21 protein-coding genes and 2 tRNA genes are annotated in these 23,199 nt (G+C 59.9%); 19 read left to right on the top strand and 4 right to left on the bottom strand.

Annotation, left to right across the window (positions count from 1 at the left end; all coding sequences use genetic code 11):
* Nucleotides 1-12 precede the first annotated feature (12 nt).
* From HLG82_RS05650 to HLG82_RS05600, 11 genes are all read left to right on the top strand, one after another.
* Nucleotides 13-1,062 carry a FecCD family ABC transporter permease gene (locus tag HLG82_RS05650; RefSeq protein ID WP_193325915.1) on the top strand — a complete coding sequence of 350 codons (1,050 nt, stop codon included), beginning with the start codon at nucleotides 13-15 and terminating at the stop codon, nucleotides 1,060-1,062.
* A 50-nt stretch (nucleotides 1,063-1,112) separates the two neighbouring features.
* Nucleotides 1,113-1,859 (top strand): heme ABC transporter ATP-binding protein, encoded by a 747-nt coding sequence (locus HLG82_RS05645; RefSeq protein WP_255313828.1) that lies wholly within the window; start codon nucleotides 1,113-1,115, stop codon nucleotides 1,857-1,859.
* A gap of 264 nt (nucleotides 1,860-2,123) precedes the next feature.
* The gene (locus HLG82_RS05640; protein ID WP_193325914.1) at nucleotides 2,124-2,636 is read left to right on the top strand and encodes a DUF6318 family protein; all 513 of its coding nucleotides are present in this window, start codon (nucleotides 2,124-2,126) and stop codon (nucleotides 2,634-2,636) included.
* A complete protein-coding gene (locus HLG82_RS05635; protein WP_193325913.1) occupies nucleotides 2,633-3,484 on the top strand; it encodes a hypothetical protein in 852 nt (283 codons plus the stop codon). The genes HLG82_RS05640 and HLG82_RS05635 overlap by 4 nt, the downstream gene beginning before the upstream one ends.
* Before the next feature lie 58 nt (nucleotides 3,485-3,542).
* A complete protein-coding gene (locus tag HLG82_RS05630; protein WP_193325912.1) occupies nucleotides 3,543-3,782 on the top strand; it encodes a hypothetical protein in 240 nt (79 codons plus the stop codon).
* On the top strand, nucleotides 3,766-4,260 hold the full coding sequence (locus HLG82_RS05625; RefSeq protein WP_193325911.1) for a hypothetical protein: 495 nt from the start codon (nucleotides 3,766-3,768) through the stop codon (nucleotides 4,258-4,260). The genes HLG82_RS05630 and HLG82_RS05625 overlap by 17 nt, the downstream gene beginning before the upstream one ends.
* A 194-nt stretch (nucleotides 4,261-4,454) precedes the next feature.
* Nucleotides 4,455-4,529, top strand: a tRNA-Asn gene (locus tag HLG82_RS05620).
* Nucleotides 4,530-4,963: 434 nt separating this feature from the next.
* Nucleotides 4,964-8,185, top strand: coding sequence for a CAP domain-containing protein (locus HLG82_RS05615; RefSeq protein ID WP_193325910.1), 3,222 nt, complete (start codon nucleotides 4,964-4,966; stop codon nucleotides 8,183-8,185).
* A 58-nt stretch (nucleotides 8,186-8,243) separates the two neighbouring features.
* Nucleotides 8,244-8,735 (top strand): peptide deformylase, encoded by a 492-nt coding sequence (gene def, locus HLG82_RS05610; protein WP_193325909.1) that lies wholly within the window; start codon nucleotides 8,244-8,246, stop codon nucleotides 8,733-8,735.
* Entirely contained in the window at nucleotides 8,732-9,655 is a 924-nt protein-coding gene (locus tag HLG82_RS05605) for a TIGR01777 family oxidoreductase (RefSeq protein WP_193325908.1), read from the top strand. Before def ends, HLG82_RS05605 begins: the two co-directional genes overlap by 4 nt.
* A gap of 83 nt (nucleotides 9,656-9,738) precedes the next feature.
* Entirely contained in the window at nucleotides 9,739-10,242 is a 504-nt protein-coding gene (locus HLG82_RS05600) for a DUF3145 domain-containing protein (RefSeq protein WP_193325907.1), read from the top strand.
* A gap of 244 nt (nucleotides 10,243-10,486) precedes the next feature.
* Here HLG82_RS05600 and HLG82_RS05595 read toward each other — a convergent pair whose 3' ends face one another.
* The gene (locus HLG82_RS05595; protein ID WP_193325906.1) at nucleotides 10,487-10,939 is read right to left on the bottom strand and encodes a hypothetical protein; all 453 of its coding nucleotides are present in this window, start codon (nucleotides 10,937-10,939) and stop codon (nucleotides 10,487-10,489) included.
* A 66-nt stretch (nucleotides 10,940-11,005) separates the two neighbouring features.
* On the opposite strand from HLG82_RS05595, the gene HLG82_RS05590 reads away from it, so the two are divergent.
* From HLG82_RS05590 to HLG82_RS05580, 3 genes are read left to right on the top strand one after another with little or no spacing between them, the layout of a single operon-like run.
* A complete protein-coding gene (locus HLG82_RS05590) occupies nucleotides 11,006-11,635 on the top strand; it encodes a hypothetical protein (protein ID WP_193325905.1) in 630 nt (209 codons plus the stop codon).
* Nucleotides 11,635-12,255 (top strand): L-threonylcarbamoyladenylate synthase, encoded by a 621-nt coding sequence (locus tag HLG82_RS05585; RefSeq protein ID WP_193325904.1) that lies wholly within the window; start codon nucleotides 11,635-11,637, stop codon nucleotides 12,253-12,255. Before HLG82_RS05590 ends, HLG82_RS05585 begins: the two co-directional genes overlap by 1 nt.
* Nucleotides 12,256-12,960: an HAD hydrolase-like protein gene (locus HLG82_RS05580; RefSeq protein ID WP_193325903.1), complete on the top strand. Its 705-nt coding sequence runs from the start codon at nucleotides 12,256-12,258 to the stop codon at nucleotides 12,958-12,960.
* A gap of 36 nt (nucleotides 12,961-12,996) precedes the next feature.
* Here HLG82_RS05580 and HLG82_RS05575 read toward each other — a convergent pair whose 3' ends face one another.
* On the bottom strand, nucleotides 12,997-14,805 hold the full coding sequence (locus HLG82_RS05575; protein WP_193325902.1) for an ABC transporter ATP-binding protein: 1,809 nt from the start codon (nucleotides 14,803-14,805) through the stop codon (nucleotides 12,997-12,999).
* A complete protein-coding gene (locus HLG82_RS05570) occupies nucleotides 14,802-16,574 on the bottom strand; it encodes an ABC transporter ATP-binding protein (protein WP_255313827.1) in 1,773 nt (590 codons plus the stop codon). Before HLG82_RS05570 ends, HLG82_RS05575 begins: the two co-directional genes overlap by 4 nt.
* Nucleotides 16,575-16,650: 76 nt before the next feature.
* Here HLG82_RS05570 and HLG82_RS05565 point away from each other — a divergent pair, with 76 nt between their 5' ends.
* Nucleotides 16,651-17,994, top strand: a complete 1,344-nt coding sequence (locus HLG82_RS05565) for an MFS transporter (protein ID WP_193325901.1) — start codon at nucleotides 16,651-16,653, stop codon at nucleotides 17,992-17,994.
* A 73-nt stretch (nucleotides 17,995-18,067) separates the two neighbouring features.
* On the opposite strand, the gene aceE is transcribed toward HLG82_RS05565, so the two are convergent.
* The gene (gene aceE, locus HLG82_RS05560; protein WP_193325900.1) at nucleotides 18,068-20,824 is read right to left on the bottom strand and encodes a pyruvate dehydrogenase (acetyl-transferring), homodimeric type; all 2,757 of its coding nucleotides are present in this window, start codon (nucleotides 20,822-20,824) and stop codon (nucleotides 18,068-18,070) included.
* A gap of 223 nt (nucleotides 20,825-21,047) precedes the next feature.
* Here aceE and HLG82_RS05555 point away from each other — a divergent pair, with 223 nt between their 5' ends.
* The 4 genes from HLG82_RS05555 to HLG82_RS05540 all read left to right on the top strand — a co-directional run bounded on the left by HLG82_RS05555 (nucleotide 21,048) and on the right by HLG82_RS05540 (nucleotide 23,170).
* Nucleotides 21,048-21,461 carry a DUF3052 family protein gene (locus HLG82_RS05555; RefSeq protein ID WP_193325899.1) on the top strand — a complete coding sequence of 138 codons (414 nt, stop codon included), beginning with the start codon at nucleotides 21,048-21,050 and terminating at the stop codon, nucleotides 21,459-21,461.
* A 97-nt stretch (nucleotides 21,462-21,558) separates the two neighbouring features.
* Nucleotides 21,559-21,631, top strand: a tRNA-Val gene (locus HLG82_RS05550).
* A 364-nt stretch (nucleotides 21,632-21,995) separates the two neighbouring features.
* Complete coding sequence (locus tag HLG82_RS05545) at nucleotides 21,996-22,178, top strand: hypothetical protein (protein WP_193325898.1); 183 nt, start codon at nucleotides 21,996-21,998, stop codon at nucleotides 22,176-22,178.
* Complete coding sequence (locus HLG82_RS05540) at nucleotides 22,175-23,170, top strand: alpha-1,6-glucosidase domain-containing protein (RefSeq protein ID WP_193325897.1); 996 nt, start codon at nucleotides 22,175-22,177, stop codon at nucleotides 23,168-23,170. The genes HLG82_RS05545 and HLG82_RS05540 overlap by 4 nt, the downstream gene beginning before the upstream one ends.
* The last annotated feature ends 29 nt before the right edge of the window (nucleotides 23,171-23,199 follow it).

Here is a 23,199-nt window from a genome sequence, read left to right as displayed (position 1 = left end):
ACGTATAAGCGAATGAAAGTAAATACTGTTTCTTCTGCCCGACGCCGTCTTCGGATTCTTGTCGTATTCATCAGTGTCATTGTTGTCCTTTTTGTATCAACTCTAGTTTCTGCGCTGCTCGGTCAGTACCACGTGAGCGTCGGCGACGTTTACCGCTCGATATTGGGGCCCCTCAGTCTTACCTCTTATCCGGATGATCCAACAGCTTTTTCAACGTTGTGGAACATACGTTTTCCTCGGATAATGTTGGGAATACTCGTCGGGGCTGGGCTCGCAGTCGCAGGCGCACTCATGCAGGCGGTGTTTTCTAACCCACTGGCAGAACCAGGAATCATCGGAGTGTCTTCGGGAGCGTCTGTGGGGGCTGCTTTGGCTTTGGTCTATGCGCCACACGCATTGGGCGGTTTTTCGGTGCCGATGGCTGCGTTTTTGTCTGGGTTAGGTGCAGCAACACTGGTTTATATTTTGGCGAGAAATGGCGGCAAAGCTGACGTGATCGTTTTAGTTTTAACCGGTATTGCCGTCACCGCGGTGTGTACTGCATTGGCGTCAATAGCAACGTATCTCGCCCCGGTTACGGTTCGCGACCATATCGTTTTTTGGCAAATGGGATCACTCAACGGCACGGTGTGGAAGCATGTGTGGATCGTCGCAGTGATTGTTGTTAGTGGAATTGTTTGTGCCCATACATTAGCGGAGAAGTTAGATACTCTATCGCTGGGTGAGCAGGCAGCCGGTCACGTAGGCGTCAACGTTGGCAGGTTACGACTAGTTGCCATTTTGCTATCCACTTTGCTGACAGCTGCAGCAGTCTCTCACGCTGGAGTTATCGCATTCGTAGGACTGATCGTTCCTCATGTCATGCGCTTGGCATTGGGGCCTCGCAATCGGTATCTGATTCCAGCCTCTATGTTCGCTGGGGCGGTGCTGATTACGATTTCGGATCTTGCGGCACGCACACTTATCCCGTTTGCGGACCTTCCTATCGGTATTTTCACCGCCTTAGTTGGCGGCCCGACCTTCTTTATCTTATTACGCACTCGTTTACGCGTGGGCAAGTAGGGAAAATAGTGAGGAGAGAAGTTGTTATGGGTAGTTGTGAGCCATATGCAGTGAGCGCTCATGATGTGAGCTTTTCGTATGGACAAAGATCTATTCTGTCTAGCGTTTCCCTAGATGTCTCGTTCGGAGAAGTGGTCGGTTTGTTGGGGCCGAACGGCGCGGGAAAATCGACATTGATGGCGGTTATGGCTGGTGACCTCGCCAATCAGACAGGAACCGTAGAATACGGCGGTGTCGCGCTCACAGCGCACAGCCGTAAACAGTTGGCACGGACGCGTTCGGTGATGCCTCAGAGCAATGAATTCCCTTTTTCCTATGTGGTCCGAGATATTGTTGCGATGGGAAGACATTGTTGGGACACAGATAAGGCGACTGACGACGTCGTCATCGATGAAGCTATGGCAAAAACCGACGTTACTGGCTATGACGATCGTGATGTCACTCGTATATCTGGTGGAGAGAAGGCTCGAGTGACTTTTGCCCGTGTCTTAGCTCAGCAAGCTGGGGTGGTTTTCCTCGATGAACCGACGGCGGCCTTGGATATTTCCCATCAAGAACGAACGATGCACGTGTGTCGGAAACTAGCAGAAGATGGGCATGCGGTGATCGTGGTGATGCATGATTTGCAACTCGCTGGAACTCACTGTGATCGTGTGGCTTTATTGTCTGGTGGCAATGTTGTGCGCGTAGGAGCTCCGCAGGATGTCCTTACGGGAGAACTGCTTACTGAAGTATACGAATGGCCTATCGAAGTCATGCAAGTCGCCGATGGAAGAATTGTGGTTCTTCCTCAATAAAATAGCTCTCATTTTGGACCGTCTGATGTGGATCCTAGTCAAATCGGTGTGCGTACGCTGTGTAGATAAGCGACTGTATCTAGAGGTCTGAGGAGTGGCCGGGAAGCCTGTATGTTCCCCGGCCACTTTTCTGTGGAAAACGTGGACGACTGCAAGCTTTATGGAGCTAAGTTGTTCTGTATGAATACGCGCAGACTTTTAGCAGGGGCTCTCGCAGGAATTGTGCTTGGGCTGTCAGCATGTTCGGGCAGTTCGCCTACTACCGTGACCATGCCATCGGCGGCGCAGAGTATTAGCCCAACATCCTCCTATACGTTGCCTCCTCGCCCGCAGCTGGACCCGCCAAAGGAACCAGCGCTGACGGGGACTGATATAGACAGTGCCTATGAACTCGCGAAATTCTACTTTCATCTCTATGCGTACGTAAAAGCAACGAGTAAGACCGAGCTATGGGAAAAATATGCCCACCCGGAATGCAAATACTGCCAAAAGGTCCTCAACGCCGCGGTCAACGACAACAAGACCGGTGCGTGGTCGGAAACGAAGCTCGGGATCCTTGATACCGCCACGTTCTATTCAACTGGTGATGTTGACTATCGAATCGATTTCTTAATTGAGCGTGGCGAAATGGTTTACCACACACCCAAAGGTGACAAGCGATTTGAAGCTGGGAAAAACACACTAGTCATTGGCATCAAAGAGGAAACGGGAAAACTACTCGTTAGGTCTTTTGACATCATCGAATCAACCTATTTTGGCAAAGAGAAACTGCCATGAAGAAAATCGTAGCTCTCATCGCCCTTCTTTTGCCCTTTGCGACCAACGGTTTCGACGATGCTACTGTAGGCGACTGGTCAGTTGGAGTCAGTGGCAGAGAAGTTAGTATCAGCGCAGAAAGTCGAGTCGGGGGCGAACCATCGACACGAGTGCCTGTCAGGGGTAAACACGCTAAGCCAGTCTCTCAAGCGAAAGCGCCGGCGAAGTCGCGCGGCCAGGTACTCGACGCGCTGGCGAAACTGACACCCGATCAGATGTGCAATTCATATTTCGGCTCGAACAGCGGCACCGCTTATTATGAGGTTAGCCGGATGTCAGGCCCACTCGCGGAATACTGCGAGAATCGCACAAAAACTATGGCGCAGGATGAGGCAAGAGAAGTAGCACAACCGCAGATGACAATCGCGGACCTCGGACTTTACGTTCACGACCATGCCCAGTCGCTCATCGATGGGGGTGCTTTTGAAATCCAGCCGGCCTCGCCTGAAATCATCATCAACAAGGACGTTTACTTTCACTCCACTGCAGTTGCATACACAGGCACAGTCACCGTCCTCAATACGCCCCTCGAACTGCGCTTCACGCCAGTGACTTTCGAATGGCACCAAGGAGACGGTTCCTCCTTTACTACCACAGACGCGGGAGGGAAATACCCTGACGGTAACGCGAAGGCGCGATATGAGCGGCCGGGCCAATTTGTCCCCAGCGTCAATATCGGCTGGCAGGTATCCATCAGAGCAATAGGAAGCAATGAGTGGTACCCCGTTCCCGGATCTGCTGTCACCACAACGTCTTCCACGCCGATTACTGCTATCGAAGCAGAGGCGGTGCTGACGGCGAATCGCTAGTGACGGCGTCGTTCCACTAGGCTTGAGCACATACGTGCCAATAGTGGAAGGAAGGCCGATGTCAATCGACGGCAATCGACCAGAAGAACCCGCCGAAGCGCCGGGAACCAACAAATTCGGGCTCACCGAAGACGAAATGAACCAACTCCGTCGCGCACAAAAGCGCAACCTGGTGCTGGCGATCGTCGGCGGGCTGATCCTCTTCGTCATGGGCTACTTCGCTGCGCAGAATCTTTCCGACGCCGCCGCGCTCGTGGCCAAGCCTTCGATGGAGGTCGTCAATGTTTGGCCGCTCTAGGCTGCCCAAACACCTCGCCGATGAATCCGGGCGCATGCCGGCGGCCGCCACACCCATCGAACCTGTCTCTGATGGGACATGGATTGCTGGCTGGGATGGGTACTTTGCCGTCGTGCCGTCTGAAGGCAAACGGCAGATTCACATGTGGTCCGACTTCGAAGCGGGGGCATGGGATGACGACACGAACACAATGTCGCTGAGCTTCGTCGACCCACGGGTGGCGTCACTGAAATTCTTGATCCCGCGCGAAGCTGACGGACTAGCGCTCATGATGATTCGAGAGCGCATAGAGCGGTCAATTGTTTATACCCAGGTCACCGAACTTCCCAGCGGGGCCGTGGCACGGGGGCAAGTGCGGCGCAACCCAGACGAGTCCCTCTTCACCCAGATCATTATCGACTCGGATATCAGCGAAGCCGACCGCGTCGCGCTCGATGTTTTCGAAGGCGAGCTGCGTGAAGCAGTGGGTCTCGACTAGTCGAAACGTGCCGGCGGGTGCACGAGGTACGCGCGGGGGCTTCGTTGGTGCATCGCGCGAATCTGCGTCCACCCAAGAGTGGGAGCTGACACGCCGTTTCGGGGCCGTGTGTGTAGAAACACACAATGGATGAAAAAGTGCCGATTCGATTTCCCTTTTCGGCCGACTTCTGATTAAAGTATTACCCGTCGCCTTCCCGCGTAGCTCAATGGCAGAGCATTCGACTGTTAATCGAAGGGTTGTTGGTTCGAGTCCAACCGCGGGAGCCACACCCGCCCCGATAACTAGGTGAGAGACTAGATATCGGGGTTTTCGTTATGCTTCCGGCTGGGTCGTCTGAGGCCAATAGGGCAGTCGGGGCTCCGGATTCTCGTTGGGGGTGTCCGCGCGCCATTAAGCTGATCGGCGCTGTAGTAAAATCGGACAATTTAATAGGGGCGCGCCCATGTTGGTACAGCGCGGGTGAAGGGGGCGGCGAGAGCAGTGCGACGGGGGCTGCGAGAGGGTGGCGGGAGCCGGCCCAAGGGGTCGGAGCGAGCAGGTGACGAAGTATATGGTGTTGCGCAGCGAAGAGAGAGAAGCGCCGGGGTGTTTCGTGTCTCGATCGCCACATTTGCATCGCGAACGCAGGCCGCTTTTCTGTAGCATGGATGTCGGAATGACGTTGTCAGCAGGCCAATCATTGAACCGATGGGAATTCGACATGGCAAATACTAAGAGTAAGACGTTCTTCGCAACTGCGGCTGGTGTCGCGATGCTGATGCCGTCGACGACGGCGCTTGCCGCGGATGAAAAGCCGACAACGAACGACGATCCGGCTCGTAATGCAGAGCCGGCGCCATCGCAGTGCGTGCCAGGTACTTCCGTCGAGGAGACAGCGGCTGCTTACGAGCAGATGACGAATGCAGAGGTGCTGGTTGGCGAGGCCTCAGCAGCGCTTGCGCGTGTGGATGCCAACGTCAAGCTCGTCGAGGCCAAGCGTGAAGTGGCCAATAAGAAAGTTGCGGAGGCGGATAGCGCTGCGGCTCGGGCTAAAGCTCACGCCGAAGCAGAATATAACAAGTTCGTGGAACGGGCTGGTGCCGCTACAGATACATCCGCACCTGAAAACGAAGCGGCCGATGCACTCAAGGCGGCCCAAGCAAAGCTGGCTGAGGCTAAAGCAACATTTGATGAGGCAAGCTCGACGGTGACGTCAACGAAGGCCGAGCTAGAGCGCGCCCAGGCTAATCTAGCGGAGCTCAAGGAAATGCTGGCCGATGACAAGGCCCGTGTGACTGCAGAGAAGGCCGTTGCTGACGCGCAGAGTGCATTCGATCAGGCCAAGTCTGCCGAGGAGGAAGCACGTAAGCAGGCTGAGACGGCCCAAGCCGCCCTCGATCAGGCGGAAAAGAATCGGGCAGAGAAGGAAGCGGCCCGCGGCGATGCACGCGCTGTGGCTGACGCCGAAGAGAAGAAGCTCCAGGACCTGCAGGTGGCGCTCAAGAATGCCGAGGCGGAGCACGCCGTAGCAGTTCAGAAGCTCGACGAGGCCAAGCGCGCCGCCGGCAAGCAGGCTGATGGCGGTGCTTCCGAAGCGAGGAAGGCGCAGGCGCAAAAGGCGGTAGACGACGCAAAGGAGGCGGCTCGCCTTGCAGAGGCCGCAATCGCGCCCGCGCGCGCCGAGGCTGAGAAGGCCGCAAGGCTCGTTGAACGTTCCAAGGCCGACGCCAAGAAGCAGATCGAGCAAGGCTCCTTGGGCTTCTTTAAGCAGATGGCCGCTGAAAACTCGGGTAGCGCGGCGCAGGCCGTCAAGGTGTTGACCACCCCGAACTACACGACGCCTGAGAATCGCAATATCCTCGACTCCACCATTATTGGCCCGTCAAGCGATGCTACTTCGCTGGTGAACATGGAAAAGGCTTTCAGCGTCATCCAGCGCATAAACGAGCTTAGGACGCAGGGCGGCCGTGGCGGAAAGACCCTCAAGCCGATGCTTGTGGACGATTATCTCATGGCCCGCGCGCAGCTCGCTGCGAACTGGGTGGCCAAGGTCAAGCGCTCGCACCCCGACCTCAAGGAACCGCCCGTCGCGGAGAACATCGCGTGGGGTCAGGCTACCGGTGCGGGGGCTGTGGACCGCTGGTACAGCGAGAAAGCGGACTACGAAGCGGCGCGGGCTGACACCGCTAAGTATCCTGGCCTCGACAATTTGAGTCTTGGACAAATTTACAAGACTTACCCAGATCTGTTCCCGAAGATCGGCCACTACCTCAACATTGTCGACGACGTCTACGGGGCTTCCGGCGCAGGGTACTCCGATACGAATCCCTCGATGCCGAGCTGGAGCCAGGACAACGCGGTGGCACCTGCGGCGATGCCTCTTGGCCAGTACATCGAACGCTTTAACCTCTATTACCAGCCGCTTAAGGAAGCGGTGGAGCAGGGCTCGGCGGATGCGCGTCGCCAGCGTGATGAGGCTCAGCGCCAGTTGGCTGACAAGCAGGCCCTAGCGGAGCAGCGCAAGAATGAGATTGCTCAGCGTGAGCAGGAGTTGCGCGACCTATCCGACGCCACGGCGGAAAATTCGGCCCCGAACTCGGGGCAGGATCTGGCCGCCGCTGAGGCCAACGTCGTCGCGAAGGCTGAGAATGTTGACAAGGCACGCCGTGCACAATCCCAGCAGGCCCCCGTTGCGCAAGCTGCTCGTGATAACGCGGCGAAGGCGGAGGGGAGCCTCGCGCAGGCCACCGAGGCGATTGCCCCGTTGAAGGCTACGGCGGAAGAAAAGGCTGGCGAACATGAAAACGCACTGAAGAACGTTACTACGAGGAGGGCCGAGCTTGACCAAGCCAAGGGCAAGGAAGCAAGGCTTCGGGCGGCCATGGATGATTCTGTGTCGGCGCTCGCGCGCGCGAGCGCGGCGGTGGAGAAGGCCAACCAGGCTGTTACCGATGCGCAGGCCGGTCTGAAGTTGGCGCAGCAGAATCTTGACAAGGCACAGGCGGCGGAACGCGCCGCGGCCCGCAAGGCGGCAGATGCCGGACAGGCGACCCCACCCACCAACGCGACCCCCGAGGGGCTGAGCCTTCAGGCGTGGCTGGAGAGGAGGAAGCCGGTAGCTGACGTGGCGGCCGAGGTAGCCGAGCTCTATCGAGCATATGAGGCCTACGCACAGGCTGTGGCGGAATCCGTCGAGCTGAAGGCGATGGCGGAGCGTGCTGTGGCGGCGGCGTCGGAGGCACGCGCCGAGCGTGAGGCAGCTCGGTCCACATACGACTCGACGCAGCAAGCGTTTATGGCTGCCAAGGAGGCCTACGAAGAGCTTCGCGATGTGTGCACGACGGCGACCGGGCCGGTCTACACCGATTCGACCGCAATCGAGGCGGCTCTGAAGGAGGGGAGCCTGAGCTTGGCAAGGGAAGCAACGCTACGCCAGGGCGAGCCGGTGACGCTGACCTTCGCGGGCCTGACCCCTCACGCAGATGCGCGCGTGTACCTCTATTCCGAGCCGGTGTTCGTCGATAACCTGCGCGCCGATGCCGAGGGTCGGGTGCGCGTGAGTATCACGACCAGCGCCTCGACGCGGCCGGGCAGGCACTACGTGGTCGTCACCTCGAATGTTCCTGGCGAGCAGCCGACGGTGGTTGCCGGGCTCAACGTCCTGGCCGAATCGTCGGCCAAGCCGGGTGAGGGACCGAACGGGATGACGATCGTGCCGGCGCCGCGGCAGAATCAGGCGACGACGAAGACGACGCCGGAGTCGGCCACGCCTCCTCAGCAGAAGGCGAAGTCGGGTCGTGGCGAAACGACGGGCGAAGGGCCAAAGCTTGCCAACACGGGAGTGGACACCACGGACGCGGCGTTCCTTGGCTTGGCCGCGATGAGCGCTGGTGTCGGGCTGATGCGTCTTCGTGCGCGCCGAGATTCCGCGGCTCGCCCGTAACTTCGCGATTCTGCGGCTCGCCGCTGACGCCGAGCGAGGGATATGAGAGAATGTCGCTATGACTTATCGCGATATCCGTATCATTGGCGACCCCGTCCTGCGTACTCCCTGCGAGCCGATCACGGAGGTCACCGCGGGCATCAAGCAACTCGTTGAGGATCTACTTGAGAACGTCGACGAGGAGGGGCGCGCCGGTCTCGCGGCTAACCAGATCGGCGTGTCCTACCGCGCGTTCTCGTGGAATATCGAGGGGGACATCGGATACGTCCTCAACCCCGTGATTGTGGAGCTCTCGCAGGAGGAGTTTCAGGACGACGCCGAAGGGTGCCTCTCTGTTCCGGAGCTGTGGTTTCCGACGAAGCGGGCCATGTATGCGCGTGCAGAGGGGATCGACCTTGACGGGAAGAAGGTCGTCGTCGAGGGGCGGGAGATCTGGGGGCGCCTCATTCAACACGAGGTCGACCATCTCGATGGTCATCTCTACATCGACCGCCTTGATCGCGCGCTGCGCCGTGAGGCGTTCCGCCAGCTGCGGGAGCAGCAGAAATGACGCCGCCCGTTCTTGTCCTCGCGGGTGCGTCCGGATTCATTGGATCGCGCCTGGTTGAGGCCGCGCTCAGTGCTGGCTACCGTGTGCGTCGGCTCGTTCGGTCGGCGGACGCGACTGCCGTTGACGGTGTTGAGGACTTCCTGTGGGATCCCTCAGCCGGGACGATTGACGACGCCGTCTTGGCCGGCGCGTACGGCGTCATCTGTCTCAACGGGGCGGGTTTGCTGTCGCGGCCGTGGACGCCGTCGTATAAAAAGGTCTTGTGGGATTCTCGCATCGATTCGGTGACGACGTTGGTGAGCGCCTTCGCCAAGGCTAATCACAAGCCGAAGGTATTCATTTCGGGATCGGCGATTGGTTACTACGGCGCCGATCGGGCGGGGGAGTATCTGTCCGAAGGTAGCGCGAGTGGCGAGGGGTTCCTCGCGGAGCTGTGCCGGGCGTGGGAGGAAACCGCCGGACCGGCGTCGGGCATGGGCATCAGGACGGTCGTGGTGCGTACCGGCTTGGTCATGGGCCAGGACGGCGGGATGCTGGGCTTGCTGCAGCATCCCTACCGTGCGGGATTGGGAGCCCAGCTCGGTGATGGGACGGGCTGGATGTCGACGATCGCACGAGACGATTACGTACGAGCCTTGCTTTTCCTGCTACGTGAGGACGACGTCGAAGGACCGGTGAATATGACGAATCCGGATCCGGTGCCAAACAAGGCGTGGAACAAACTGTTGGCCGAGCACGTGGGGCGGCGCGCCTTCTTGGCGGTGCCGCGCCCGGTGTTGATGCTGGTCGCAGGGCAGATGGGGCGTGAAACGATGCTTGCGAGCCAACGCGTGTATCCAGACGTGCTTTTCGATCATGGCTTTGAGTTTCTCGCGCCAACGGTGGAGGACATCTTCAGCCATGAGCTGCCCATGAGGTGACTTTCCGGCGTACCTGTGGCATCCTTGAGATATCGAACCTCGCTTGAGTGTTAAGGGGAATTTCACCCAAGTAGGAGGTTACGGTGAACAACAAAGCCACACGTGGCGTCATATTTATTCATTCTGTGATACCGGCTGTTCAACCTCACGTTGAATGGGCGGTCACAAGCGTACTTGGCTACCCTGTGCATTTTGAGTGGACCAAGCAACCCGCCGTGCCCAATATGAACCGCGGCGAAGTCTCGTGGGCCGGGCAGGCCGGGACCGGCGCTCAGATCGCCTCGGCGCTCGGCGGCTGGGAGCACCTGCGTTTCGAGGTGACCGAGGAGCCGACGTCGATGACGGACGGCGGCCGGTGGTCGTGCACGCCTGGGCTTGGCATTTTCTATGCGCAGACCGATCTTTTGGGTAACGTCGTGGTGCCCGAGAATCGAATCCGCGCCGCAATTGAGGATTCGAATGGCGATGCCGAAGAGCTTCGCCGGCTCCTCGACGTCGCGCTTGGACAGGCGTGGGATGACGAGCTTGAGGTCTTCCGCTATGCCGGTGCGGGTGCTCCGGTGCGTTGGCTTCACCGAGTCGGTTAACAAACCTGGTTGGCAGTTCCTCCGGCTGGCAACTAGCGATGAGGCGGGGCCCACGCACTAAGCCCCGCCTCATGATCGGCCATCATCGTGGTGAGAAATCGATGTCCATGGGGGTGGCACATGACCGATGTGTGATGCACAAGCAACACGGGTTTTACTTTAACGCACGAGGGCGCCACGCACCTACGCCGTGAGGTGGGTGTCGCGAAGAATTTTGTCTTTGAGCTCGCTCCGCGCTCGAATGTTAGTTGTTAAAAAGCGCTGCCAAGTCCTGCATTGCTGCGTTGAGATCGTCCTCGCCGGCGAATTTTTGACCGTCCTCCACTTCTGCAGGCTGGGAGGTGTCTCCGCGTAGCGCGGGGTCGGTGGGCGTTTCCGCGGCCGAATTATTCCCAGACTGGGGTTGCGGGCTCTGGGTCGGCGAGCCGTTTGTCTCACGAAAATCGAGTGGCACGTCCGTCAGCGCATGTTCGAGCAGATCGCCTAGTGTGCGGGCCGCGCAGATATCGGCGTCGAGGATCTCAACCTTGGCCAGCTTCTCCAATCCGTTGGCCAGAGCCCAGACCGAAACGAGATCAAGGCGGAGGTCGTCAGTGAGGTTGGCCTCGGCAACGATGTCGGCCTCGGGAATCTCGGGCGCGATGTCGGACAAGAGGACGCGTGCACGTGCGAGCGCGAGGTCGTGGCGGTCTACCATGTTCACTCCTAGGATGAAGATTGAAGCTAGTCCGTGCCGAATACGTCAATCGGCTAGGCTAAGGGTATGGCATTTCTAGATCTTATGCGTCAGCTCTTCAACGCAGTTCCCCACGACGTTCATGACCCCAGCGTTGTCGAGCGGGCGGCTAGCCTACGCGAGCGCCTTTCAGATGATCCTAACGACGTCGCGTCCTTTGAACAGCTTGCGGCGCTCATCAACGGCGCCGCCGTCGATCGCCAGCCAGTTGATCCGTTGACCAGCACCGATTCTTCGGAAGGGCCGGATCCAGATCTGATCCTGTGGGCGCTCAGTGAGGAAATTGGCGGGGATTCCCGGGCGTGGTATCCGCTCATCCAGCTGGCCCGCCTGGCTCAGGCAGAAGATCCGCAGGCCGCGCGTCGTTACCTCGAAACCGCCGCCGACCGGGAGGACACCGGGATTGCGCTCGCTACGGGAATCCGGCTCCTGCGCGAGGCCGGGCAGAACGAGGCAGCGATTGAGCTGGGACTTGGGCGCTGGAATCCCGCTGAGCAGAGCACGGAAGTTGCCATGGAACTCGTTGAGTCGGCTCTTGAGGCGAAGAAGACCCCCTCGGCTCGCCGATTCGTGGAAATGCTGAAGGAGGCGGGCGCGGGAGCGGAGCTTGTTGACAGGCTTTCCGTCCGTATCGCCGCTGTGGAGGAGGGCAAATAATGGCGACGTTCATTGATATTCATCCCGAGGATCCGCAACCGCGCCTAGTGAGCAAGGTCGTCGATCGGCTTCGCCGCGGCGAGGTCGTTGCTCTTCCCACCGATTCGGGCTACGCAATCGTATGTACGCTGGCGAACAAGGAGGGCCTTGATCGCATTCGGACCATCCGCCAGGTTGGCGAAAAACACCACTTCACGTTGCTGTGCGCAAACTTCGCCCAGCTCGGGCAGCTTGTCATTATCGACAACGCATTCTTCCGCCTGATCAAGTCGCTTACCCCCGGTCCCTACACCTTCATCTTGAAGGGAACGAAGGAAGTGCCGCGGATGACCCTCAACCCCAAGAAGAACACGGTGGGCGTGCGCATCCCTGACCACAAGATCACGCAGGCGGTGGTGGGCGAACTCGGTGAGCCGCTGTTGTCCTCCACGCTGATTTTGCCCGGTGAAGATGAGCCGATGGAAGAGGGATGGGTGGTCGATGACCGGCTCGGCAACGCGATTGACGTCGTCGTTGACGGCCCGGTCGGCCAGGGACCGACCACGGTGATCAACCTGTCCAGCGGCGAGGCCGTCATCTCGCGCGAGGGCGCTGGCGATATTTCGATGTTTGAGTGTTAAATGGTACAAGCAGTTCTTTTCGATCTTGATGGCACACTGACCGATTCGGCGCCCGTCGTCACGCGGATTTTCGCGGACACGATGAAGGCGCTGCGTGGGCTTGATTGGCCTGCGAACAATTATCGAAAGTATGTTGGTCCGCCCCTGCAAGAGAGCTTCAGGGAGTTGGGTGCCACCGACGCCGACGTCAATGATTACGTCAATGAATATCGCCAGCGTTACGCCGTGGTTGGCCACGAGACTCGCCTGTTCGACGGGGTGGCGGAGCTTCTCACGCACGTGCGTGCCGAGGGGCTGGCCCTGGCCTTGGCTACGTCGAAGTTCCAGCGGGCCGCCAAGAGTGTCTGCGAGCACCTCGGAATCGCTGATCATTTCGACGCGTTGTGCGGCGACACGACCGAGAAGAACCTCTTTGGCAAAGCCGAGGTGGTTGGCATGGCACTTGACGAGCTGACAGCGATGGGCATTCTTTCCGCCTCCGATGTCCCTCGCACGGGGGAGTTTCGCGACGACGTCGTGATGGTTGGCGACAGGATATACGACATCGAGGGAGCGGGCAAGCATGGCGTGCGGACCATCCTCGTGGGGTGGTCGGACGTGTGGCCTGAGGAGCAAGAACGAGCCTGGGCCACCGTCGCTGACCCGCAGGAACTGCTTGAGCTTCTGCGCAAGCTGAAGAACGAGGGCTTTTCCGCCGAGCGCTAGCCCGGAGACGCTCAGGCGAACACGACGGCGCCCACGCTAGCCGGTCCTCTCCGGCCCGCTGAACTGGGACTGGTAGAGATCGAAGTACGCCCCGCGGCGAGCCAAGAGCTCGTCGTGCGTTCCCTGTTCGACGACGTCGCCGTCGACCATGACAATGATGACGTCGGCGTCGCGGATGGTGGAGAGCCGGTGGGCGATGACGAACGATGTGCGTCCTTCCCGTAGCTCGCCCATGGCCCCCTGGACGAGCATCTCGGTACGGGTGTCGACGGACGAGGTTGCCTCGTCAAGGATAAGCACGGCCGGATCAGAAAGATAGGCGCGCGCAATCGTGATGAGCTGTTTCTCGCCCGCGGAAATGTTGCCGCCTTCGTCGTCGATGAGCGTGTCGTAACCGTCGGGAAGTTGGCGAACGAGCCTATCGACCCCGGTGGCCTTCGCGGCCGCAACAACGTCATCGTGCGTGGCGCCTTCCTTGCCGAAGGCGATGTTGTCCTCGATCGTGCCCTCGAACAGCCACGTGTCCTGGAGGACCATCCCGATCTGCGAGCGCATGGAATCCTTGGAGACCTCGCTGATGGAAACGCCGTCAAGGTTGATCGTGCCACCATCGATCTCGTAGAAGCGCATGAGGAGGTTGACTAGGGTCGTCTTGCCTGCGCCCGTGGGACCGACGACGGCTACTTGCTCGCCACGCCGGACGGCCAGGGAAAGCCCCTTGATGACGGGAACGCCTTCCTCGTAGGCGAAAGTGACGTTGTCGAACGTGATGTTGCCACGGTCGGCGCTGGCGGCGTCTGCGCGGACATCGGCGGCCGCGTCGGGCTGCATTTCCTCGCTGTCGAGGAAGTCGAAGATTCGCTCGCCCGAGGCGGCGCCCGACTGAAGCATCGGTGTCACCGAAGCCAGGGTGGATACCGGGCGGTTGAGTTGGCGGCTGTATTGGATAAACGCCTGCATGCCGCCGATGGTCAGTTGCCCGTTCATGACCTGTATGCCGCCCATGATCGCCACAATGACGAAGCCGATGTTGGACACGAAGCCCATGGTCGGCTGCGCCAGCTGGGAGATGAATTGACCTTTGTAGCCGGCCTCGAAAAGCTCCCGGTTGGATGTATCGAACAGTTCCTCGAACTCCTCTTGCAGGCCGTAGGCGGTGACGACGTCGAGGCCCGTGAAGGACTCTTCCACGATGGAGGACACCTCGCCCGTCTTCGTCCATTGCGCGCGGAACTGGGGGCGCGACTTGCGCAAGATAAAGATCAGCGCGACGATCCCGAGCGGCATGACGGCCAACGTGGCGCCCGTGAGCGACGGCGAGATCCAGATCATCATTGCGAGGATGCCCACGAGGGAATAGAAGGACAGGAGTATCTGGCTCAGCGTCTGCATCAGGGTCTGAGTGATGTTATCGATGTCGTTGGTGACACGGGAGAGGAGGTCACCGCGTGGCTGTTTGTCCAGCCAGGAGAGGGAAAGCCGGTCGATCTTTGCCTGGGCGGCCTGGCGCAGGTTGTATCCCAGCTCTTGGACGGTCAACCGGATGAGGTAGCCCGCGGCGAAGTTTGCCAGCGAGGACACGAGGTAGATCGCCGCGATGATGAGTAGCAGCTTAGCAAGCGCTGCGAAGTTGACTCCGTCCGCCGCCACGCCGTCGACGATCATGTCGGTCGCGTCCCCGAGAAACTTCGGGGCGAGGGCACCTCCCGCAGCGGCCACGGCCATGAGCACGACGACGATCGCGATACGCAGCTTTTCGCGCTGAAGCATGCGAGCAAGGCGCTTAAGCGCACCCTTGAGATCCCGGGCGTCGTTTGCGTAAGGGTTAGCTCCGCCGTGTCTCATCGTGCCTCCTCAGCGCTCAACTGCGAAGCGACGATCTCTTGATATGTCTCGCAGGTATCGAGGAGGTGCTCGTGCGTGCCGACTCCGACGATGCGACCCTGATCGAGCACGTGTATCTCGTCGGCGTGGCGAATGGTCGAGATCCGCTGGGCAACGATGAGCACCGCTAGGTCGCCGACGAATTGGCGCAGTTCGCCGCGCAGTCGGGCGTCCGTTTGAAAATCGAGAGCGGAAAAGGAGTCATCAAAGACGAGCATGTCCGCCTGCCGGCGACCGTCGGCGTCGGGCAGGCATCGGTAGATGGCGCGGGCGATCGTCAGCCGCTGGCGCTGGCCGCCCGAGAAGTTCTTCCCGCCGGACTCGACGTCGGCCTCGATGCCACGGTCGATCTTGCTGACGAATTCCCACGCCTGGGCCGCCTGCAACGCGAGCTTGACGCGCGCGGCGTCGTAGACGGCGTCGTTCTTCGCGGAACCGGCCACGTTCGAGGCGATCGTGCCCGAAAACAAGAAGGCCCGTTGGGGAACGAGGGCGATGCGCGAACGTAGCTCGCGCGGGTCGAGGCCGGTGACCGGAATGCCGCCGGCGCGAACCATGCCGCCCGTCGCGTCAATGAGCCGCGGCAGAAGTTTGACGATCGAAGACTTGCCCGATCCCGTCGAGCCGATCAGTGCCACCTGACGGCCGGGAGCGAGCGTCATCGAAATCTCGCTGAGCACGGGCTCCTCGGCGCCGGGGTATTGCAGGCAGGCACGGTCAAGCTCGAAGGTGAGGGGCCCAGCGGGAAGACGCACGGGGGAGGAAGGTGCCTGAATCGACGGCGTGAGGTCGAGAATCTCTTGGATTCGCTTCGCCGAGACTTGCCCGCGAGGGAACACCATCACCATCATTCCGGACATCATGACGGCCATGAGGATCATGACAAGATAGGTGATGTACGCGGTGAGGGCGCCGACCTGCATGGAGCCGGCAGAAATCAGATGGGCGGCGAACCAAACCACTGCGGCGGAGGACAGCCCCAAGATGAACGAGGCCGCCGGCATCAAGAACGCCCACAGCACCCCGATCTCGAGCCACACCTGGCGCAGGTTTTCGTTGGCCTCCTCAAACTTGTGTCGCTCGCTGCCCTGGCGCACGAAAGCGCGAATCACGCGTACGCCGGTCAGTTGCTCGCGCAGGAGAGTGTTGATTCGGTCGATGCGTTCTTGCTGGATCGTGTAGCGCGGAACGAGGGCCCGCATGACCGTGAAGATGAGAACGCCGAGCAGGGGGACAATAACAAGCAGGAGTAAGGAGAGCGTGGCGTTTTGCTGGATCGCCATGAACACGCCACCGAAGCCCATGAGCGGTGCCATGATGATGACCGTAAACGTCATGAGGATGACCATCTGCACTTGGGTGACGTCGTTGGTGACGCGGGTGATCAGCGTTGGGGCGCCGAATCTGTGCTGATCGGTGGCGGAAAAAGATTGGACCTGGCGGAATGTCTTGCGGCGTAGCTCGCGCCCGAGCTCGAGGGCCGTGCGTGCGCCAAGGAAGATCGCCCCGACCATGGCCAGGATCTGGAGCAACGCGATGCCCGCCATGAGAGCTCCCATTTGCCAGACTAAGGTCACGTTACCGGCCAGGACGCCGTCGTCGATAATCTTAGCGTTGATGGCTGGCAGAACGAGGCTGAGGAGAATCTGGAGCGTCTGAAGAGCGATAATGGCGAGGAAGGCCATTTTCTTCTTGCGAAGAAAATCCCAGCCGATATGGATAAGAGTCACGACACTCCTTACGAATTGAAATACCAAGACAGTCTAAGCGTTTTATGCCGCGCACGCTGTTGGAGGAGAAATACATATGACCAACGAAACTGGGGAGAAAAAATTCCTCACGCGCGGCGAGCGCCTAGAACGCCTCCCGATGACGGGGCGGCTGCGCAGGCTCGTGGCGACGACGGGCGTCGGGTGGGCACTCGACGCCATGGACGTCGGTCTGATCTCATTCGTCGTCGCGGCCCTCGCACAGCAGTGGGGGCTGAGCGCCACGGAGCGCTCCTGGATTATTTCCATCGGATTCGTGGGTATGGCTATCGGTGCGACGGTCGGCGGTCTACTCGCGGATAAGCTGGGCCGTCGGATGGTTTTCGCACTGACCCTCCTGGTCTATGGGCTTGCGACCGGCGCCTCGGCCCTCGCCGGATCGGTCGTGGTCTTGATGCTCTTCCGCTTCATCGTGGGTATTGGACTCGGTGCTGAGCTGCCCGTTGCTTCGACGTTTGTCTCGGAGTTTGCCCCGCGCAAGATTCGTGGCCGGGTGATCGTTTGGCTTGAGGCTTTCTGGGCGCTGGGCTGGATCGCAGCCGCACTCATCGGCTATTTCGTCGTGGCGCCCTATGGCGAGGGCTGGAGGTGGGGACTCCTTATCGGAGCGGTGCCGGCGCTGTATGCGCTGGTCATCCGCCTGAACACGCGGGAGTCGGTGCGTTTCTTAGAGTTGCGCGGCCAGTTCGGCGACGCCGAAGCGACAGTCCGCCTGTACGAAGATTCCGCTGGGCCGGATTACCGTTATGACGGGCCGGCCAGTGATGACATCGGGCGCGGTGCGGGCGAAGAAGGCGAGCTGACGATCTGGTCTGCGCCGATGCGGAAGAGAACCATCGCGCTGTGGACCATTTGGTTCATGATCAATTTCTCATATTACGGGGCTTTTACGTGGATTCCCTCCCTGCTGACGGCCCAGGGCTTCACGCTGGTGCGTTCTTTTGAATTCACGCTCATCATGACGCTTGCACAGATTCCCGGCTATGCGGCCGCAGCGTGGCTGATCGAGGTTGTGGGACGACGCCGTACGCTCGCCTTGTTTCTCGCAGGCTCGGCTGTGTCTGCGCTCATGTACGGCCAGGCGGCCGAGCCGTGGCAGATCATCGCGGCGGGTATGGCGTTGAGCTTCTTCAACCTCGGCGCATGGGGCGCCCTGTATGCGATCGGCCCGGAACTCTACCCGACCACCGTGCGCGGAACGGGAACGGGAAGCGCGGCTGGCTTTGGGCGCATCGCGTCCATCCTCACCCCGCTGCTGACACCGGTATTGGTTTCCATGGGTGGAAACATGCTCGCCTTCACCGTGTTCTCGTTGGCCTTTGCCTGCGCGGCGCTGGCCGCCTTCGCGCTTCCTGAACAAAAGGGAGCGTCACTGCGATAAGCGAGTGCCCCGCGGCAAAGCCGCGGGGCACTCATCTCGAGCAACGTTAACTCGTGCGAGCTACACCAAGCCTTTAGACAGCGGGCTCGTTGGGCGAGGCCACGCCGTCGTCGCCAGCTTCGGGGTTAAGAAGCTCGTACTTGTCGATTGCCTGCTGGACCGTTGCGCGATCGAGCTCGCCGCGATCGGCGAGCGCCTGAAGCGCCCGGACGACCATGGAGGCAGAGTCGATGCGGAAGTGACGGCGAGCGGATGCGCGAGTATCTGCGATACCGAAGCCGTTGGCGCCGAGGGTGTAGTAAGCCTCGGGGACCCAGGGGCGAATCGAGTCGTGAACCTGCTTCTCCCAATCGGAGGTCGCGATGATCGGACCGGTTTCGCCCTCGAGTTTGGTGGTGATGTAGGCCTTCTTCGGCTCCTCCATCGGGTGAAGGTAGTTGTACTCGTCGACCTCGAGGCCGTTTTTACGTAGCTCATACCACGAGGTGATGGACCACACCGAGGCGGAAACGCCCCAGTCGTCGCGGAGCATCTCGCGGGCCTCGCGGGCCCACGGTACGCCGACGCCGGATGCGAAGAGTTGCACCTTCGGGCCCTCCCCCTCAGCGTCCTCAAGCTTGTACATGCCCTTGAGGATGCCCTCGACGTCCACGTTCTCCGGCTCGGCAGGCTGATGGATCGGCTCGTTGTAGATCGTGATGTAGTACATGACGTTCTGGTCGCGCCCGTCCGAGCCATCGCCGTACATGCGTACCAGGCCGTCGCGGAAGATGTGGCGGATTTCGTAGGCGTAGGCCGGGTCATACTGGACGACCGCCGGGTTCGTCGAGGCGATCACATGGCTGTGGCCGTCCATGTGCTGTAGGCCTTCACCGGTGAGGGTGGTACGGCCGGCAGTGGCACCCATGACGAAGCCGCGAGCCATCTGGTCTGCGGCGTGCCAGAACTGATCGCCCGTGCGCTGGAAACCGAACATCGAGTAGAAGATGTAGACCGGAACCATCGGCAGGCCATGCGTGGCGTAGGAGGTGCCGACCGCGGTGAACGCCGCGTTCGAGCCAGCCTCCGTGATGCCGGTGTGCATGATCTGGCCCTTGGTGGACTCCTTGTAGTTCAGGAGGAGGTCCGAGTCGACCGCCGTGTAGTTCTGGCCGTGGATGTTGAAGATCTTCGCGGTGGGGAAGATGGCGTCCAGGCCGAAGGTGCGGGCCTCGTCGGGGATGATCGGGACGAAGCGGTATCCGAAGTCCTTATCGCGCAGCAGGTCCTTGAGGAGGCGGACGAAAGCCATCGTCGTCGCGACCTTCTGCTTGCCCGAGCCGCCCTTGAGAACATCCCAGTGCTTTTCCGCAGGAAGGGTCACGCCCTGTTCGACGACGCGACGCTCCGGCAAGTAGCCGCCGAGCTTGCGGCGTTGCTCGTGCATGTATTCAAGAGCCGGATTCTTCGGAGACGGCTTGAAGTACGGAGCGGTGTAGGGGTCTTCGAGCTGCTCATCGGCAATGTCGAGCTCGAGGGTGTCACGCAGGAGCTTGAGGTCGTCGGAGTTGAGCTTCTTCATCTGATGGGTCGAGTTACGACCGGCGAAGTTCGAGCCGAGCGCGTAGCCCTTAATGGTGTGGGCGAGGATGACGGTCGGCTGACCCTTGTGCTCGGTTGCGGCCTTGTATGCTGCGTAGACCTTGCGGTAATCGTGGCCGCCGCGCTTGAGCTCCCAAATCTTTTCGTCGGACCAGTCGGCGACCATGGCCTTCGTGCGCGGATCGCGCCCGAAGAAGTGCTCGCGCACGTAGGCGCCATCGTTGGCCTTGAAGGTCTGGTAGTCGCCGTCGAGCGTCTCGTTCATGATGTTGACCAGCGCACGGTCCTTGTCGGCGGTCAGAAGCTCGTCCCACTCGCGGCCCCAAATGACCTTGATGACGTTCCAGCCGGCGCCCTTGAACTGGGCTTCGAGCTCCTGGATGATCTTGCCGTTGCCACGGACCGGGCCGTCGAGGCGCTGCAGGTTACAGTTGATAACGAAGGTGAGGTTGTCGAGGTTCTGGCCCGCCGCAAGGTGAAGAACGCCGCGGGATTCGACCTCGTCCATCTCGCCGTCGCCCATGAAGGCCCACACGTGCTGCTGGGAGGTGTCCTTCAGGCCGCGCTCGTTGAGGTAACGGTTGTACCAAGCCTGGTAGATCGCCGAAATCGGGCCGAGGCCGAGGGAGACCGTGGGGAATTCCCAAAAGTCAGGCATCTGGCGCGGGTGGGGGTAGGAGGGCAGGCCACGGCCGCCCGAACGGCGTGAGGCCTGCTGACGGAAGGAGTCGAGGTCCTTCTCCGTCAGGCGCCCCTCAAGGAACGCGCGGGCGTAGTTGCCGGGGGAGGAATGTCCCTGGAACATGACCTGATCGCCGCCGCCGGGAGCGTTCTTTCCCTTGAAGAAGTGGTTAAAGCCGACTTCGTACAGCGTTGCTTGTGCGGCGTAAGAGGAGATGTGGCCGCCGACGGCGATGTCGGGATCCTGTTGGCGGGTGACCATGACGGCGGCGTTCCAACGCGTCCAGCGCCGAATTTCCTTCTCGAGGGACTCGTCGCCGGGGTAGTACGGCTCGTCGTCGATGCCGATGGTGTTCACGTAGGGGGTGACGATGTTCGGGGGAAGGGAGATCCCCTTGCGACGCGCGTGGTTCTCCATCGCCGTCAGAAGGTAACGGGTACGCGGGGCGCCTTGGCTATCAATCAGTCCATCAACCGAGTCGATCCATTCCTGGGTTTCTTCGGGGTTGATGTCTGGAACCTGGCTGAGCAAGCCATTAATGAGAGGCCTAATTGGCTGTTGACTCACGATTACTCCTCTATGTCTTCGGCCGCATGGTAAACGTCATGCGCTGATACCTAGGTTACCTTTTTAGGTCCAAAGACCCCACTGTTAAGGTGAAGAAAGATATAGGTGACTGCTCACATCGTCCAGACATCCGGTGGTCTCGGGGGTCGTTAAAACCTGCGTACCTTCACCTTGCGTCTTAGACTGTGTTGTACATATCAACATTGCGCGAAAGGCGGATACAGTGTCCGGTTCGACCGGTAAGGATTTCGGATTTGGCTCCGGCCAGATCATTCAGGAGTTTGGTTTCGACGACGACGTCGACATGAGCTTGCGTACTGCAATCGAAGAGATCACCGGGGAGCAGCTTGAAGACGAGGAGTACCGTGGCTCAGCCGACGGCGCGATCGCGTGGTGGAGGTCCGACGACGGCGATGTTGACGACCTGACGGATCTCTTTGTTGATTGTGCCAGTGGCCTGGCGGAGGAATCTGCCCAGATCTGGTTGATGGTTCCCGAACAGCGCGCGCAGTACAGCGTGCCCATGGAGGATGTAAAGGAAGCCGCAGACACGGCCGGCCTGTCAGTGACGCGCACGCGTCATCTGGAGTCTGGGTGGACCGCCTTCAGGGTCGTCAGTCACGGCCGCACCTTCTAACCTGACGTCAGGAGTCTTGGCCGGATTTAAGCGGGACTCAATCGCGCGAGGTAGAGGCGATTTTTCATCTGAGCGGTTGCCGGGTAGCATGTTCCTCGGACCCTTAGCTCAGTTGGTAGAGCACCTGGTTTACACCCAGGTTGTCATCGGTTCGAGTCCGGTAGGGTCCACGCTTGCAAAAACGCTTTCCAGATTTCAATCTGGAAAGCGTTTTTGCATGTCAGCTGCCATTTTTCGGGGGCCAAAGATGAACGAGTTTGCAGTTTCCAACCAGCTCCTATTTTTTGACGGAGACTGGTTTTACAGTTGGAGCAATACCCTTTGCACAAGGATGTGCGTAAAGCAGACGAGGGAGTCTGACATTGATACTGTCAGGGCATCAGGGGCCTCAGCGCTTCCTAGGATTGTCACTCGCGTTTGTGGTGAGTCTACCGGCGTTGGTTGGGTTAGCAGCGGCGCCGGCAATTGCGGCCGCCTCAAATGTGACCGTCGCTGGAACATTCCAGGATGAATTGGGATGTTCGAAGGACTGGGATGATCGGTCAGTCTCCATTCTTCTGGCACGCAGGTACAGACTTGTTGCGTTCGAAGTCAATGGATCGTAATACCTACAACTCGGGCGATCATTTCAACGCCATCGATTGGACCGCGCAGAAGCATAACTTCGGTGTAGGGCTTCCGCCTAAGCGAGACAACGAGGCGCGTGGGCGGCCATGAAGCCTTTCCTCGCCAACGGCAATAATGTTGCGCAGCCGGCGGATCTTGGCAAGGCTCATCAGCAGGCTCTTGAACTGCTGCGGATGCGTCATGCATATCCGTTGTTGACGCTTGGCAAGTCTGAGCTCATTAAGGAGAAAGTCAGCTTCCCGGGCGCGGGTCGCGATCAGCAGGCCGGTCTCATCCTCATGGGCGTCGACGACACCAAGGGTGCGGACATTGTCAAGAACTTTGATGGCCTGCTCGTGGCGATCAATGCTTCTCCCAACGCCATCAGCCAGCCGATCTCGGAGATGAAGGGGCTTGAGTTGAAGCTCTTTCCGGTTCTGACAGACGGAGTCGATGACGATCCGCTTCTCAAGGAGTCGACGTGGAACGCGGAGACGGGCACTGTCACGATCCCAGCGCGTTCCGCCGTGGTCTTCGTCCAAGAGCAGAAGGCAACCGATCCTGAGAATCCCACTCCAACCGAGCCTGGTCCGGGGGATCCGAGCACCGATCCGACGAATCCGAACCCGGGTGAGCCGTCGCCAGGCATAGTGATTCCGAACGCACCTGTTTTCCCGGATGCATCTGATCCTGTCTCGTGCGCGGTCAAGCCGTTTGTCACCATCGTGCCGATGAAGGGCGTGTCCTACTCGGTAACGGTGGACGGCAAGCCGTTGACGGCGGTGAAGGGTAACCCGTCGAAGTTCGAATACCCCTACGGTAAGACTGTCGTGGTCAAGGCCAAGGCACTCGAGGGCTACCAAATCGCTAAGAACGCCAAGTCGCAATGGTCCTGGACCGCGCCCCCGCTCGACGAACTCAAGTGTGTAACACCGGACCCCAAGCCGACGCCGGATCCGAAGCCGACGCCGGACCCCAAGCCATTACCGGACCCCGTGGTACCCGATGATGAGCTCAACAAGAAGGTTGATGCCTTGATCAAGCAAATCCTCGGTCGTCTGGTCACGGATCCATCGAATCAAGACACGACGATTGTGGAGTAGAAGGACAGCCGCAAGCCCTCGAAGGATCT

The sequence above is a fragment of the Trueperella pecoris genome (assembly GCF_014926385.1).
Lineage (GTDB): Bacteria > Actinomycetota > Actinomycetes > Actinomycetales > Actinomycetaceae > Trueperella > Trueperella pecoris.
Note: the sequence above shows the minus strand (reverse complement) of the source record. Positions and strands in the feature narration are given on the sequence as shown.

What these genes read in the sequence shown, in the direction of transcription:
- HLG82_RS05540 (WP_193325897.1), top strand. Translation starts at nt 22,175, where the DNA reads ATGAAGCCTTTCCTCGCCAACGGCAATAATGTTGCGCAGCCGGCGGAT.
- HLG82_RS05595 (WP_193325906.1), bottom strand. Translation starts at nt 10,939, where the DNA reads ATGGTAGACCGCCACGACCTCGCGCTCGCACGTGCACGCGTCCTCTTG.
- HLG82_RS05545 (WP_193325898.1), top strand. Translation starts at nt 21,996, where the DNA reads ATGATCGGTCAGTCTCCATTCTTCTGGCACGCAGGTACAGACTTGTTG.
- def (WP_193325909.1), top strand. Translation starts at nt 8,244, where the DNA reads ATGACTTATCGCGATATCCGTATCATTGGCGACCCCGTCCTGCGTACT.
- HLG82_RS05565 (WP_193325901.1), top strand. Translation starts at nt 16,651, where the DNA reads ATGACCAACGAAACTGGGGAGAAAAAATTCCTCACGCGCGGCGAGCGC.
- HLG82_RS05585 (WP_193325904.1), top strand. Translation starts at nt 11,635, where the DNA reads ATGGCGACGTTCATTGATATTCATCCCGAGGATCCGCAACCGCGCCTA.
- HLG82_RS05650 (WP_193325915.1), top strand. Translation starts at nt 13, where the DNA reads ATGAAAGTAAATACTGTTTCTTCTGCCCGACGCCGTCTTCGGATTCTT.
- HLG82_RS05635 (WP_193325913.1), top strand. Translation starts at nt 2,633, where the DNA reads ATGAAGAAAATCGTAGCTCTCATCGCCCTTCTTTTGCCCTTTGCGACC.
- HLG82_RS05625 (WP_193325911.1), top strand. Translation starts at nt 3,766, where the DNA reads ATGTTTGGCCGCTCTAGGCTGCCCAAACACCTCGCCGATGAATCCGGG.
- HLG82_RS05580 (WP_193325903.1), top strand. Translation starts at nt 12,256, where the DNA reads ATGGTACAAGCAGTTCTTTTCGATCTTGATGGCACACTGACCGATTCG.
- HLG82_RS05630 (WP_193325912.1), top strand. Translation starts at nt 3,543, where the DNA reads ATGTCAATCGACGGCAATCGACCAGAAGAACCCGCCGAAGCGCCGGGA.
- HLG82_RS05590 (WP_193325905.1), top strand. Translation starts at nt 11,006, where the DNA reads ATGGCATTTCTAGATCTTATGCGTCAGCTCTTCAACGCAGTTCCCCAC.
- HLG82_RS05575 (WP_193325902.1), bottom strand. Translation starts at nt 14,805, where the DNA reads ATGAGACACGGCGGAGCTAACCCTTACGCAAACGACGCCCGGGATCTC.
- HLG82_RS05605 (WP_193325908.1), top strand. Translation starts at nt 8,732, where the DNA reads ATGACGCCGCCCGTTCTTGTCCTCGCGGGTGCGTCCGGATTCATTGGA.
- HLG82_RS05615 (WP_193325910.1), top strand. Translation starts at nt 4,964, where the DNA reads ATGGCAAATACTAAGAGTAAGACGTTCTTCGCAACTGCGGCTGGTGTC.